Genomic DNA, 13,761 nt, shown 5'->3' with positions numbered 1-13,761 from the left:
CAGAAGAACGCGCCGAACCTAGGTCGGCAGCTATTGAGCATCTTGCAGGCAGAATCGCGGCGCGTTGCTCTGCGTCCCCCGGACGACTACGATGCTAACTGCTGAAAGCTGACCGCTGACGGCAAACGGGGCGTGGCGCAGCCTGGCTAGCGCGACTGCTTTGGGAGCAGTAGGTCGCAGGTTCGAATCCTGTCGCCCCGATTTGTTCTAAATGCTTGCCGAATAGCACTTTGCGCTCTCTGCGGCGCAGCCGGCGAATCAGCTTAGCGAATCAAACTCCGGCGCGTACCGGACGAGTCCCCCCTCGGTCGGCAGACCGCCCGGCAGCAGCTCTAGGGCTTGGAACGCGCGGCCCCAGCCGTGCTCGTCGTGCAGGCCGAACTCCCCGGCGGGCCGGAAACCGAAGCGGGCGTAGTAGGCCGGGTCGCCCAGCACGACGGCCCAGCCCAGCCCGGCGGCGCGGCAGGCATCGAGCCCGGCGCCCATGAGCGCCGCGCCGATCCCCCGCCGGCGGTGCGACTCGGCCACCGCCAGCGGCCCGAGGCCCGCGCCGGTCGCTTGGGAGGGGGTCGTGACCGGGCTGATCGCGATGTGCCCGACGATCTGCCCGCCTTCCTCGGCGGCCAGCGACACGCGTAGGCGACCCGCCTCGCGCAGCCGATCGACCAACTCGGCTTCACCGGGGGTGGGGAAACTCGCCGCGATCAGGGCGTGGATGGCCGCTGTGTCGGTCGTTAGCTCGGGCCGGATCAACGGCATCGGGTGCTCCGGAGCGGTGTGCGGGGTGGGGGCTACGTCCGCGAGTGTACCCCGATTGCTCCGCGAGCGGGCGGCGCCGGGGGCGCCGGCGGCTTACTCGGGCGTGATTATCGTGACGCCACAACCCGTGTAGTTGTCCATCGCCATCAGGGCTTGCGGCGCCTGGTTGAGCGGGATCGTCCGCTCGACGAACCGCGTCGGGTCGAGCTTGCCCGATTCGACCAGGGCCAGCAGACCGGGGTAGGCGTGCGCTTGCAGGCCGTGGCTGCCGACGATCTCCAGCTCCCACGCGATCACCCGCCCCAGCGGCGTCGGGGGGTCGGCGTCGGCGCCCGCCAGCAGGCCGACTTGCACGTGCCGGCCCCGCTTGCGGAGCGACAAGATCGAGCCCGTCATCGCTCGGGCGCTGCCGACCGCGTCGAGCGAGACGTCCGCCCCGCGGCCGGTGAGCCGGTGGACGGCGTGCGGCAGGTCGGTGAGGGTCGAGGCGTCGAGCGTGTGCTGGGCGCCGAGCGCTTTGGCCAGGGCGAGCGGCTCGGGACGCGTGTCGATCGCGATCGGCCGGGCGCCGAGCGCGTGGGCGATCGCCACCGCGGCCAGGCCCACGCCGCCGCAGCCGTGCACGGCGACCCAGTCGCCGGGGCCGACGCGTCCCTGCGCCACGACCGCGCGGTAGGCGGTCGCGATGCGGCAGCCGAGGCTCGCCGCGGCCGCGTCGGTGACCCCCTCGGGGATCGTCACCAGGTTGCCGTCGGCGTAGCGGACCGCCACGTACTGGGCGAACGAGCCCCACGCGGTGAAGCCGGGCTGGAACTGGCGGTCGCACACCTGCTGGTTGCCGGCAGCGCACTCGGGGCAGTCGCCGCAGCCGGCGACAAACGGCATCGTCACCCGCTCTCCCAACTGTACGCGACGGACGTCGCGGCCGACGGCTACCACCTCGCCCGCCAGCTCGTGCCCAGGTACGTGGGGGAAGCGGGCGATGTCTGCGTCGTGCCCACGCCAGCCGTGCCAGTCGCTGCGGCAGAGCCCGGTGGCCGTGACGCGCAGCACCGCGCCGTCGGGCGCCGGGGTTGGGTCGGGGAGCGTCTGCACGGAGACGGGCCCGCCGAACGCGTGGTAGGCGACTGCGTTCATAGGCGGCTGGTGATAAGACCTACTCCCGGCGTTCTAGCGTCAGCATACAAAATTCCATCGCCTCGGCGCCCGGGATCTCCAGCGCCCGCAGCGAGAGCTCGCCGGGCCCCTGGGCGAGCTCGATCTCTCCCAACGCTGCTTGCTTGAAACGCTTGGTGTACGACTCGATCCGCGGGACCCGGTCGTGCTCGGCGCCCCGCAGGGGCGGGTCGTGCGCTGCGGTTATCTCGAACGGCAGCCTCGCGTCTCGGAAGCTCAACTCGCACTTGGCGCCGGGCTCTTGGGCCGCGTAGTAGAGGCCGACGCGGTAGACGCCGGCGGTTGCTACCTCGACGTTGAAGGTGATGCGGTCGTCGGGCGAGGCCCAGTGGGTGAAATACGAGCTGTTGGGGTGCCGGCTGGAACGCCGAATGGCGCCGTGGCCGCGGGAGTCGGCGGCCGGCAGCAGGGTGGCAGGGGCGTGCGGGTCGCCGACCACGAACGGGCGGTCGTCGCGGGCGTAGTTGGCCATGAACGCGTCGCGGTGCGCCCGCGCGCTGGCGGATAGCCTAGCGAGCGCCTCGGGCTGGGCGTCGTTCACCGGCCGGGTCTGCCCCGGGTCGGCGGCCATGTCGTACAGCTTCCCCTGATGGTCGAGCCGGTACTGTTGGCTGCGGGCGCTGATCTTGTCCTGCCACTGGTTGATGAGCACACGGTCGGGCCAGTCGGCCGTGTCGCCAAGCAGCAGCGGCGCCAGGCTGAGCCCATCGACCGGATGCCTGGTGGCGGCGGGCACGCCGGCCAGCTCGCACAGCGTGGGGAGCAGGTCGCGCGCGCTGGCGATATGCGCCACCTCGGTGCGGGGCGCAATGTGGCCGGGCCAGCGCACCAGCAGGGGGCTGCGTACGCCCCCCTCGTCGGTCTGTCCCTTCTTTCCCTTCATGCCGTCGTTGTAGCGCACTCCGGCCGGGCCGTTGTCGTGGAACCAGACCACGATCGTGTCCTCGGCCACGCCCTGCGCGTCGAGGCGGTTCAGCAACCGCCCCACGTTCCAGTCGAGGTTCTCGCACATCGCATACGCGCAACGCGTCTCGTCTGCTTTGCTTTGCCGCTTGGCGTCGCCGTCCGGGGGCATTGTCATCTGGCGATCGGCGAAGCGGCGCCAGAAGCGGCCGGGCGCCTGCATCGGGGAGTGCGGCGTGTTGTAGGGCACGTAGACGAAGAACGGCTGCTGCTGGGCGACCGATTGCTCGATGAACGTGATGGCGTGGTTGGTGTAGTCGTCTGCACAGTAGCCGGCGCCGCGGACGATGCGGCCGTTGTGCTCCTGCATGGCGTCGAAGTAGTCCCCCAGGTGGCCGCTGCAGAAGCCGAAGAACTCGTCGAAGCCGCGGGCGTTGGGGTGGTAGGGGTGCTGGGCGCCGTTGTGCCACTTGCCGAAGGCGGCCGTGCGGTAGCCGGCGGCCCGGAAGAGGTCGGCGATGGTGGTCTCGTCGAGGTTGAGCCGCTCGCCGCCGGTCGACGTGGCGTACACTCCGGACCGCGCATGGTGACGCCCCGTGAGGAACTCCGCGCGGGTCGGCGAGCAGACGGGGCAGACATAGAAGCGATCAAAGCTGGCGCCGTCGGCCGCCAGCGAGTCGACGTGCGGCGTCGCCAGATCGGCGTTGCCGGAAAGGCTCAGGTCTCCCCAGCCCTGGTCGTCGCTGAGCAGCACCAACACGTTGGGCCGGTCGGCCGCGGCGGGCGACGCAAGCGTCTGCCAGGCGACGAGTAAGGAAGTCAGACGCAAGAGGACGGAGCGTACGGCGTTCATGCCAATAGGAGCCGGGTGAGGAGACCCGCTGATCGTAGCCTACGGCGCCCGACGGATGAACTCCCGGCGTAGCGCTTGCTCAATCGAACAGCAGCGAGAACGCCAAGCGGCGTAGCGGCTCGGAATCGACCGGCGCCTCTTCCGCAGCGAACGCCGGCATGCCTGAGGCTCCGCCCGCCGGCTCGTGCCGGCGCTCGGCCAACAGCAACAGCAGGGCCGCGTCGGCCGCAGAGTCGCCGGCCTGAGTTGGCAACGCCGCGCGCGGCGACGGACGATGGGCACGCGGCGCCGCAGAAGTTCCCGTTGAGATCAGCGGCAACGAGTCGTTAGGCGCCGAGGCCGCGGAAACCGCCGGCGCCGGGGCCACGCTCGCGACCGCGGCGGACTGCCCAAACGTCGCCCGCCAGACGGCCAGGTCCGCATCATCGACCAGGCCGCTACCGTCTGCGTCGGCGCCCGAGAGGGGGGCGACGATCTGGTTGAGCGAGTCGCGCCACACGGTGTAGTCGGCGGCGTTCACCGAGCCGTCGCGGTTGAAGTCGCCGCCGGGCGTTGCTCCCACGGCGCCAAGGCCGAAGCCGAAGTAGCCCAGCACGCGCGTCATCACGTCGGTTTGATTGCCCGCGCCGACCAGCGACTCGAACGGGAACCCCATCATCACCAGCCGCGTGGCGCCGCTGGAGTACTGGATGGCGGCCGTGCCGGCGCCGCCGTCGTACGCCATCGCGGCCGTCGCTCCTCCCAGCGGGTTGATGACGTCGGGGTAGCCGACGTCGTACGACTTGGCGCCGTTGTCGAAGCGGAGGTCGAGGCCCGCGAAGATCGAGCCGGCGACGCCGGCGGCGTCGTACGTCAGCGCGTCGTCCTTCACGTAGTCGGCGCGGAGCACGTTGTTGTAGAACGTGCGTCCGTTGTTCAGGTTGTCGAGGTCCCAGCCGATCTCCGACCCGGAGACAAACAGCTTGCCCCCACCCGACAGGTAGGCAGACACGGCGGACTGCTCGGCCGGGTTGAACGTGTCGTCGGCGGACGACTCGGTCCCCAGGATCCACACCACCGCGTCGTAGTCGCCCAGGTCGACCGCGCCGCTGGCGACCGCTTCGTTGGCCACCGAGGTGACCGCGGCGGTTGAGCCCGACTGGCGAACCGCTTCGGCCACTTCGACGACGTAGTCGTAGGTATTGGCGCCGATCAAGCGGACCCGATCGGCCGTGTTCCCGCCCGCGAAGGGCTCTGCTTCCACCAGGCTGCGGTCGCGGCGGTCAAAGCCGCCCACGATCAGCAGCCGCTCGGTCGACGCCGACGGCTTGGCGGCGACCACCTCGGAATCGGGGGACTCGCCCCCCGCGTTCACGGCGGCGACGCGGAAGTAGTACTGCTGTGCGGCGTCGAGCCCGGTGAGCGTGAACGCCGAGGTCGCCCCGCCGGCGACGTAGGTCCCGCCATCGAACCCGCGGCCGCCGGTCGACGCGTAGATCATGTACCCGGTGGGGGCGCCGCCGGCGTAGGCGGACGGTGCGCCGGCGGTCCACGAGAGGGTGACCTCGCCGGGCGCGGCCGACTCGGCCGACAGCGAAGCGACCCGCGGCGGGGCGTCGATGTTGGGGGTGGCGCCGCCGTCGACGGCGCGGAAGTAGTCGACGATCCCCTGGTAGGTAGCGCGTGCGATCGCCTCGCGGACCCGCGGGTCGCGCAGCATTTGGGCGTCCTGGGTGTTGTCGTGGAACCCGGTCTCGATGATCGTGGCGTCGAACTCGCCGCCGATGTAGGCGTTGTTGATCTCGCCGTAGTTGAAGCTGGCCTGGTAGGTGACCGTGCTGCGGCCCGCCCAGTTGTGTTCGAACTGGCCGTTCTGGGCGACCAGGTCGTCGTTCACCTGCTTGGCGAGGGTCTGCGCCAGCAACAACTGGTTGGGCGTGGCGCCGCCGCTGGAGGTGTTGTGCAGCCCCAGCACGCCGCGCGACGTCGCGGTGGCCGGGTCTCCGGTAGTCGCGTTGGAGTGGAAGCTCACCAGCACGCGGTCCGACAGCACGCCCACCCCTTCTTGATTCATGTACTCGGCGTAGCGGGGGGCGAGCGACACGGTGGCGGTTGAGTCGGTGCTGCTGGTGCGATAGGCGCTGGTGGGGATCCCCTGCGCGTGGTCGACGTGCCACTCCACCCAGTACAGGCCCGCCTCGTTCTCGCGCGGCTGGCCGGAGACGCCGCCGCTGCGCGTGATGTCTCCCATGCCGTTGCCGAAGCGGATCATGTCCGCCACCACCACCTTGCCGGGGTCGTCGGAGCGGTTGCTGATCTCGACCGCGCCGGCCGTGCCCGCCTCGAAGTGGTACGTGCCCAGGTAGACCAGCCCGTTGCCGACGCGGCTGTGGTCGACCGTCACCTCGGTGGCGCCCCCGGAGTGCTGCACGCGGTAGAGCTGGTCGGTCGCCCGGTTCGTGCCGGCGGGCGACCACGCGTACACCGGGTAGTAGCCCGCCTCGGGGAGGTTGGGGCGGTAGGTGGCGACCGCCGTCTCGACCGGCGAGGTGGTGGCGAACCGGTAGCGCACGTCGCCGGCGTCGCCAAAGTAGACCGACCCCGAGCCCGCGCCCCAGCCGCTGCTGAAGCTGACCCCCGGGTCGTCGTTGTCCAGCACGCGCTCGTTCACCTGATGGCCCACCGGCCGCAGCGGCACGACGGTGGCGCCGGCGTTCCACAAGTAGTCGGCGAGCTGCGACATCTGGTCTTGGTTGCCGAGGTCTTCTACCATGTCCAGCAGCAACCCGCGCTGGTAGCCCCAACTGCTGCCCGAGGCGGTGATGCCGTGGCCGCCGTGCAGGTAGACGATCTTGTCGTCGAGCGCGCCGCTGGGCTGGGCGCCGACCTCAACCAGTCCGGCCGCCGCCAGCATGTGGCGCGGCTCGAGCCGCTCTGCCGCGAAGACGCGGCGCGGGTGGGCGGGCCCCGCGGGGCTCGCCAGCAGGGAGGCCAAGAAAGAAAGCATAAAGGATCGCCTGATTCGCATAGCCGGCTGGTTCTCTGTCCTCCTTCAGCTTAACCAGCAGCACGAACATGGCTCTCCGATTTGCGCATGAGAGTCGCGCGGCGATGCGGTCGCCCGCCGAAGTCGGCAGGGAACCGCCGTGCGTTGGAGAAAGAGAAGGGAGAGGTGGGGATAGATGACGGGAGAGGTGGGGATGGTCTTCCGGTGCGCGAGCGGGTTAAAGATCGGCAATGCTCTAGATTGCCAAAGCTACACACGAACTGGCCATCGAGAGCAGCAAGCGCCCAGAGAAACCTATCTCCACCTCCCGTCCGTATCTCCACATCCCCCTTAGGCTGCGGGATCGCGCTCAACGCGGCTCTGCGGCCCTCGGCTTCTGCTGCTTTGGCTTGAGCGGGAAGTTGGCGTCGTCGACCCGCGCGCGCTTCATCAACGCCTCGGCCTTAGCGATCAGCTCGGGGCGCTTGGCCGCTAGGTTGTTGCTCTCGGCCGAGTCGTTGGCCAGGTCGTACAGCTCCAACGGTTTGCCCAGCCGCGGCCGGACGGCCTTCCAGTCGCCGAAGCGCACGGCCTGGCAGGGGCCGGCGCCCTCGTGCAGCTCCCAGTAGAAGTACTCGCGCTCGGGCGCGGCGCCCCCCTTGAGGAAGGACGCCAGCGAGAGGCCGTCGGTCTGGAAGTCGGCCGGCAGCTTGGCGCCGGCCAGCTCGACGGCGGTCGGCAAGAAGTCCCAGAACGCCCACGGCTCGTCGCTCACCCGCCCCGCTGGCACAACGCCCGGCCAGCGCGCCAGCGCCGGCTGGCGGAGGCCCCCTTCGTACATGCCGCGCTTGTAGCCGCGTAGCTTGCCCCCCATCGATTGGTCGAACCGCTTGCCGATCGGCGAGCCGGGCGCGAAGGAAGACCCGTTGTCGCCGACGAACATGATCAGCGTGTTGTCGTCGACCCTCTTCTGCTTGAGCAGCGCGACCAACTGCCCCATGTCGGAATCGAGCCGTGTGACCATCGCCGCGTAGGCCTTCTGCTGGTCGGTCCACCCCGCGCGGTTGGCGTACTGGCCCAGCTCGTCGATCTCGTACTTCGCGTGCGGCAGGGTGGTTGCGTAGAACAAGAAGAACGGCTTGTCGTCCTGCTCCCCGACCCACTTGAGCACGTCTTGCTGGATCAGGTTTTGTGCGTAGGTCTTCTGGGCGCCGTCGGCGTTCTCTGGGAGCTCGATGCGGGCCTCGTCGTCGTGCAGGTAGGTGGGGAAGTAGCTGTGCGCGTGCACCTGGCCGTTGTAGCCAAAGAAGTGGTCGAAGCCCTTCTTGTGGGGGCTGCCGGTGGTGTCGAACTGCCCCATCCCCCACTTCCCCATGCACGCGGTGGCGTAGCCCGCCCGCTGCAGCAATTGCGCCACGGTGACGGTGGACGCCGGCAAGGGGAGCTGCCCCGCGCCGAAGGCGGAGCCGTCTCGGATCTCAAAGTTGCCGCGCACCGGGCAGTGCCCCATGTCGAGGCCGGTCATCAGCGACGACCGCGACGGGGCGCAGACGCTGGTCCCCGAGTAGGCCTGGGTGTAGCGTGTCCCCTCGGCCGCTATGCGGTCGAGGTTGGGGGTCTGGATCAGCTTCTGCCCGTAGCAGCCCAGGTCGCCCTGCGCCAGGTCGTCTGCCAGCACGAAGATGATGTTGGGCTGCGAGGCGGGGGCGTGCCCGACCGCGCACGCAACCAGCAGAAGCGACCAAAACAGCAGACGAGCCGAGCCAGAGATTGCCATGGTTCAAAGCGCCGGTTGAACGGAAGGGGGGAGTCAGCAGAGCGGTACTAGTTTAGCACCGCCGCGCCCCCTGCGTTTACCCGCGAATGGTGGCAAGCGGCGCCCGCAGCGGTCATGATACCGCCATCGGGGAAACCGGCCGCTCTTGCCCCGGGCCGACCCTGCCGCAACGCCTCCCGGACACACCACCGATGATCGCAACCCGCTGGACGCCGCTCGTACTGATTCTGCTCTCGCTCGCAACCGCCCCGCTCTGGGCGGCCGACGCCCCCCCCGAGGGGTTCCGCTCGCTCTTGAACGGCAAAGACCTGGCGGGCTGGCAGGCGCGGCCCCACTTCGACCCACGCACGTGGGCCGCGCTATCACCCGAGGAGCGGGCCGCCAAGTCGGAGCAGTGGATGGCCGAGGCCCGTGAGCATTGGCGCATGGACGGTGACGAGCTAGTGAACGACGGCGCGGGCCCCTACCTGACCACCGAGGACGATTTCGGCGACTACGAGCTGCTGATCGACTACAAGACCGTCCCCACGGCCGACAGCGGCATCTACCTGAAGGGGAACCCCCAGGTGCAGATCTGGGACTCCACGGACCCCGATGACATCGCGCTGGGCGCCGACCACGGCAGCGGGGGCCTGTGGAACAACTCCCCGGACGCCCCCGGCCGGATGCCGCTGGTGCTGGCCGACAAGCCCTTCGGCGAGTGGAACCACCTGCGTATCCGCCAAGTCGGCGCGCGGACCAGCGTCTGGCTGAACGACCAACTCGTGGTCGAAAACGCCATCATGCAAAACTTCTGGGACCGCGACAGCCCGCTGTTCCGCGAGGGGCCGATCCAGCTCCAGACGCACGGCGGCGAGATCCGCTGGCGGCGTATCTACGTCCGCGACCTGCCGACCGACGAGGCCAACGCCGACCTGGCCGGCCACAACCGCGATGGCTTCGAGCCGCTGTTCAACGGCCGCGACCTCTCGGGGTGGATCGGCGCGACCGACAACTACGAGGTGGTCGACGGCGCCATCCGCTGCAAGGCGGGCCAGGGAGGGATGCTGCTGAGCGACGACGAGTACGGCGACTTCGTCGCCCGGCTCGAGTTCCGCCTCCCCCCGGCCGGCAACAACGGCCTGGCGATCCGCTCGCCCGGCACGGGCGACCCCGCCTACGCGGCGATGTGCGAGCTGCAGGTGCTGGACTCAGAGCACCCCAACTACAAGAACCTCGACCCCCGCCAGTACCACGGCAGCGCCTACGGCATGGCCGCCGCGCACCGCGGCTTCCTGCGCCCGCAGGGGGAGTGGAACTTCCAGGAGGTGACCGTCCAGGGGAGCAAGATCCGCGTCGAACTCAACGGCAACGTGATCCTCGATGCCGACCTGGCCGACGCCGCCGACTTCATGGCCGGCTCGGCCCACCCCGGCAAAGACCGCACCAGCGGGCATTTTGGCTTTGCGGGGCACGGCGACCCGGTGGAGTTTCGCAAGGTGGAGGTGAAGCGGCTGGGAAGTGAGAAGTAGCGGGCGATGCGAATGAGCCATAACGGAGAGAATCAGCCGATGTTGCCCCCGGCGGTGACTACATCTCCGGCGACACGGATGGTTGTTGCGCTCGCGTGCTTGTTGGTCTGCCAAACCACTTTCCGCGTGCTGCTGACCTACAGCGACTACTTCCCGCCCAACTTTCAGGCCGACTTCTTGCTCGGGCGGCGGGCGCACTAGTCTCGCATTTCCATGGAAGCCGCTGCCGCGGCTACTTCCTTGATCCGCCAACCCATAAGGTCGGCCCGATCATCGCGTCTCGCGTTGCCGTAGAACGTCATCAGGAATGCTTGGTATTGCCAGCCGGAATGCTTGCCGACTGCCTCCTCAATCATTAGGCAGAGCCGCATGCGGTCGCGGTCCGAAAGCGCAAGGAAGTCGTCGCCGGCGCCGTCCACTATCAGACGCCTTAGTGAAAGCTCTGATTGAGAAGTCGAGCTTGGCTGCGTCTTATTCGGGGCATGATTGGAGAGGGCCGCCAACACGCCGACCGATAGAGAGCCGACTATTATCGTCACCAACCATAGATGAAGCTTGTTCGGCTTTTTCGCCTTGGGCGTCAGCCTGCGCGGGAACAGGTCTCGCAGTTCGACCGATTCCGGCGGCTTCCGCGCCTCAGCTTCTTGGGCTTCGCGCACCATATCGTCAAGGTCCATTGTGTCACCTACCAACTGACACAGTTCGCCCCACGTCGTAGGAGATCACGTCAAGACTCCTGAAGCGGCGATCGGACCCGGCAGACTCCCCCGCCGTCGTCGAGCTCTCGTAAGGATTATCCGACATGGCTCGGCCCTCGGTGGACTAGCGTCCACCGCTGGGGGGGACCGCTGGGTTCCCGAAAATTGGTCGCCCGATGAGTGGGGACCAGAAAATGACTGGGGTCCAGAAAAGAAGTGGAGCGAAAGGGATTCGAACCCTCGACCTCTGCATTGCGAACGCAGCGCTCTCCCAACTGAGCTACCGCCCCCCACTGGAACGTAGAATCTTAGGTCGGGGACCAATTCCTGTCCAGAAGGGGGCATCGAGCCGCGCCCGTCAGGAAGCGGAGCTAGCGGGGCATCGAGCCGCGCCCGTGAGGAAGCGGAGCTAGCGGGGCGCCGTGCGGGGCTCGGCTTCTAGCAGGGGGCGGATTTCCTCGAAGAAGTCGTGGATATCGTCGAACTGCCGGTAGACGCTGGCGAAGCGGATCAACGCTACCTCGTCGAGCGCCCGCAGGTGCTCCATCACCAGCAGCCCGACCTGACGGCTCTCGACCTCGGTGTCGAAGGTGGCGTACACGTCGTTCTCGATGGCGCCCACGGTCGCCTCGATCTGCTTGTCGCTGATCGGCCGCTTGACGCAGGCCCGTTCGAGCCCACGCTTGATCTTCTCGCGGTCGAACGGCGCCCGGGCGCCGTTGCGCTTGATCACCTTGATCGTGGTCTCTTCGGGCCGCTCGTAGGTGGTGTAGCGGCGCTCGCAGCTCAGGCACTCGCGACGCCGACGGATCGCCAGCCCGTCCTGGCTGGCGCGGGAGTCGATCACGCGGTCGTTGTCTTCTTTGCAGAACGGGCATCGCATACCGGAGGATCATACCGTGGGCGGGGAGGCGGTGAAATGCCGCGGAGCTGCGCCGCTGTGCGAGCCGGGGCGTCCTCGACCCCGGCGCATCAGACAAAGGCTTCCCATCCGGCGCCGCTTGTCGCGGCGCGCCAGGGGCGGGGACGCCCCGGCTCACTCGGATCCAGATCGATGCGTTATTACCCCAAGATCGGCCTCCGCGCAGCGAACCACCCGCATGCCGTGTGTACCGCGGCCCCCAACCGGCGCTATAATGCGGCCCCACGCGGGCCGCGGTGGCGGAGCCGGCCCCACGATCGACCCCTCGGAGACGACGCGAGCATGCAATGCCCCAAGTGCCAGGCAGAGGTTGCCGAAGAATCGGTTTACTGCCCCAAGTGCGGCGGCCGGCTCGATGCGCGGCACGCCCCCTCGGACCTGAAGACGCCCGAGGCCGACCCCGCGGCGCCCCCAGCCGCCGAGGCGCCGCGTGAGCGGTTCTTGCGTGCGGCCGCCTCGAAGCAGACCGACGGCGAAGAGACCGAGGAACAGCTCTGGCAGGGGAGCTACGCCAAGATGGCCATGATCGGCAGTTGGGCCGCCGGCGGCTTGGCCACGGTGGCGGCGCCGATCGTGCTCGGCGTCGCCGGCATGCTCTCGGGCGGGGGCCTGTTCTGGCTGCTCATCGGGCTGCTGGTGATGTGGGTGTTGCTGGTGGGGCTCTACTTCTACCGGCGGTTTAGCGTCCACTACACGCTCACCACGCAGCGGCTGATCCACGAGTCGGGCCTGCTGTGGCGCACGATCGACCGGGTCGAGCTGATCGACATCGACGACGTCACCTTCCGCCAGGACCCCGTGCAGCGGGCCTTCGGCGTGGGGACTATCCAGATCGACTCCAGCGACACGACCACGCCCAAGCTCAAGCTGCCGGGGATCGAGCGGGTGCGGTACGTCGCCGACCTGATCGACGACGCCCGCCGCCGCGAACGCCGCCGCCGCGGCCTGCACATCGAAGCCGTATGAGCACGCCGGCGCCGCCCGAGCAGACCACCATTCGAGACAGCCTGGCGCGCGAACGCACCCGGCTGGCCAACGAGCGGACGCTGTTGGCCTACGCCCGCACGGCGATCATGCTGATCGCCACCGGCGCGACGCTGCTCAAGCTGTTCGAGCCGTCGATCGAAACGCACCTCAGCGGTTGGTCGCTGGTGGGGTTGGGGGGGGTCGTCTCGCTGCTTGGTTTGTTGCGGTACTCGCGGATGCGACGATTGATCGACCAACTCCGCGATTAGGTCGGGCGGCTCCCGACGACGCGACTCGATATTCCCCCGCTGCGTCAGGCACGGCCTGACCTACCTGATGGCAAGTAATGGCCCGAAAGAAAGCCGCTGCTGCGGCCAAGAACTCTTACACGGCGCACCTGATCGCCGGCGCGACCGGCGACTTGGTCCACCGCATGCTGGGGATCGCCGCGGGGCAGTTCCCCAACGCGACGATCAAGATCGTTGACCACCCGCTGGTCGACAGCGAGGCCCGGCTGCAGGCCGCGCTGGCCGCCGCCGATGGGCCGCGCTCGATCGTGATCCACGCCCTGCCCAGCGACGAGTCGAAGCGTCGCATCAAGCGCTGGTGTGTGCCCCGGTCGATCCCGGAGTTCGACGCCACCGGCCCGCTGATCGACTTTATCTCGACCTGTGTGGGGCAGCTTCCGGAGAACGACCTGTCCCGGCTGCACCAGGTCGACATGGCCTACGGGCAGCGGATCGAGGCGATGGAGTTCGCCCTGCAGCACGACGACGGGCTGGGGCTCCCCACGCTGCGGGCGGCCGAGATCGTGATCGTGGGGGTGAGCCGCGTGAGCAAAAGCCCCACCACGCTCTACCTGGCGTCGCGGGGGTACAAGACGGCCAACGTCTCGATCTCGCCGCAGACCGGTTTTCCACCCGAGCTGGCCAAGATCAGCCAGAAGAAGATCGTGGCCCTCACCACGCAGCCCAAGCTGCTGCAGGCCATCCGCAGCGACCGGGCCGATGAGATGGGGATGGAGCATACCGACTACGACGACCTGCCCGCGGTGCGCCGCGAGGTGATGGAGGCCGAGGCCGAGTACCGCCGCCGCGGCTGGCCGGTGGTGAACGTAGCGGGGTCGACGATTGAAAAGACGGCCGCCCAGATCATAGAACTACTGAAACTTCCGACCCGGTAGCCCCGCGCGCCGGTCGGCCCCCCCCGCTCCCCCCGCCAACGGCCCCGC

General features: G+C 68.8%; 12 protein-coding genes and 2 tRNA genes. 6 read left to right on the top strand and 8 right to left on the bottom strand.

The genetic code is table 11. From position 1 onward, the window contains the following. The first annotated feature begins 126 nt into the window (after nucleotides 1-126). Nucleotides 127-201, top strand: a tRNA-Pro gene (locus tag Pla175_RS22425). Nucleotides 202-258: 57 nt separating this feature from the next. Here the strand turns inward: Pla175_RS22425 and Pla175_RS22420 are convergent. The 5 genes from Pla175_RS22420 to Pla175_RS22400 form a co-directional block, all read right to left on the bottom strand. Beyond that, nucleotides 259-759 (bottom strand): GNAT family N-acetyltransferase, encoded by a 501-nt coding sequence (locus Pla175_RS22420; protein WP_145290954.1) that lies wholly within the window; start codon nucleotides 757-759, stop codon nucleotides 259-261. A gap of 93 nt (nucleotides 760-852) precedes the next feature. Continuing rightward, entirely contained in the window at nucleotides 853-1,896 is a 1,044-nt protein-coding gene (locus Pla175_RS22415; protein WP_145290952.1) for a zinc-dependent alcohol dehydrogenase family protein, read from the bottom strand. Between the two features lie 19 nt (nucleotides 1,897-1,915). Continuing rightward, the gene (locus tag Pla175_RS22410; RefSeq protein WP_145290950.1) at nucleotides 1,916-3,691 is read right to left on the bottom strand and encodes an arylsulfatase; all 1,776 of its coding nucleotides are present in this window, start codon (nucleotides 3,689-3,691) and stop codon (nucleotides 1,916-1,918) included. Nucleotides 3,692-3,770: 79 nt separating this feature from the next. Continuing rightward, nucleotides 3,771-6,677, bottom strand: a complete 2,907-nt coding sequence (locus tag Pla175_RS22405) for a golvesin C-terminal-like domain-containing protein (protein ID WP_197527073.1) — start codon at nucleotides 6,675-6,677, stop codon at nucleotides 3,771-3,773. A 349-nt stretch (nucleotides 6,678-7,026) separates the two neighbouring features. After that, nucleotides 7,027-8,433, bottom strand: coding sequence for an arylsulfatase (locus Pla175_RS22400; RefSeq protein WP_145290945.1), 1,407 nt, complete (start codon nucleotides 8,431-8,433; stop codon nucleotides 7,027-7,029). A gap of 191 nt (nucleotides 8,434-8,624) precedes the next feature. On the opposite strand from Pla175_RS22400, the gene Pla175_RS22395 reads away from it, so the two are divergent. Continuing rightward, on the top strand, nucleotides 8,625-9,944 hold the full coding sequence (locus tag Pla175_RS22395; RefSeq protein ID WP_145290943.1) for a 3-keto-disaccharide hydrolase: 1,320 nt from the start codon (nucleotides 8,625-8,627) through the stop codon (nucleotides 9,942-9,944). Nucleotides 9,945-10,022: 78 nt separating this feature from the next. Continuing rightward, the gene (locus tag Pla175_RS26860; protein WP_261342792.1) at nucleotides 10,023-10,145 is read left to right on the top strand and encodes a hypothetical protein; all 123 of its coding nucleotides are present in this window, start codon (nucleotides 10,023-10,025) and stop codon (nucleotides 10,143-10,145) included. On the opposite strand, the gene Pla175_RS22390 is transcribed toward Pla175_RS26860, so the two are convergent. From Pla175_RS22390 to nrdR, 3 genes are all read right to left on the bottom strand, one after another. Beyond that, nucleotides 10,142-10,621: a hypothetical protein gene (locus Pla175_RS22390; protein WP_145290941.1), complete on the bottom strand. Its 480-nt coding sequence runs from the start codon at nucleotides 10,619-10,621 to the stop codon at nucleotides 10,142-10,144. The genes Pla175_RS26860 and Pla175_RS22390 overlap by 4 nt on opposite strands. Nucleotides 10,622-10,859: 238 nt before the next feature. Then, a tRNA-Ala gene (locus tag Pla175_RS22385) sits at nucleotides 10,860-10,932 on the bottom strand. Nucleotides 10,933-11,051: 119 nt separating this feature from the next. After that, nucleotides 11,052-11,525, bottom strand: a complete 474-nt coding sequence (gene nrdR / locus Pla175_RS22380; protein ID WP_145290938.1) for a transcriptional regulator NrdR — start codon at nucleotides 11,523-11,525, stop codon at nucleotides 11,052-11,054. A gap of 321 nt (nucleotides 11,526-11,846) precedes the next feature. Between nrdR and Pla175_RS22375 the strand changes: the two genes are divergently transcribed. The 3 genes from Pla175_RS22375 to ppsR all read left to right on the top strand — a co-directional run bounded on the left by Pla175_RS22375 (nucleotide 11,847) and on the right by ppsR (nucleotide 13,713). Continuing rightward, entirely contained in the window at nucleotides 11,847-12,530 is a 684-nt protein-coding gene (locus tag Pla175_RS22375; protein WP_197527072.1) for a PH domain-containing protein, read from the top strand. Continuing rightward, nucleotides 12,527-12,799 (top strand): DUF202 domain-containing protein, encoded by a 273-nt coding sequence (locus Pla175_RS22370; protein ID WP_145290933.1) that lies wholly within the window; start codon nucleotides 12,527-12,529, stop codon nucleotides 12,797-12,799. The genes Pla175_RS22375 and Pla175_RS22370 overlap by 4 nt, the downstream gene beginning before the upstream one ends. Nucleotides 12,800-12,876: 77 nt before the next feature. Then, complete coding sequence (gene ppsR, locus Pla175_RS22365) at nucleotides 12,877-13,713, top strand: pyruvate, phosphate dikinase/phosphoenolpyruvate synthase regulator (RefSeq protein WP_145290931.1); 837 nt, start codon at nucleotides 12,877-12,879, stop codon at nucleotides 13,711-13,713. Nucleotides 13,714-13,761: the final 48 nt, after the last annotated feature.

Origin of the sequence: Pirellulimonas nuda (genome assembly GCF_007750855.1) — a bacterium.
Classification (GTDB): Bacteria; Planctomycetota; Planctomycetia; order Pirellulales; family Lacipirellulaceae; genus Pirellulimonas; species Pirellulimonas nuda.
Note: the sequence above shows the minus strand (reverse complement) of the source record. Positions and strands in the feature narration are given on the sequence as shown.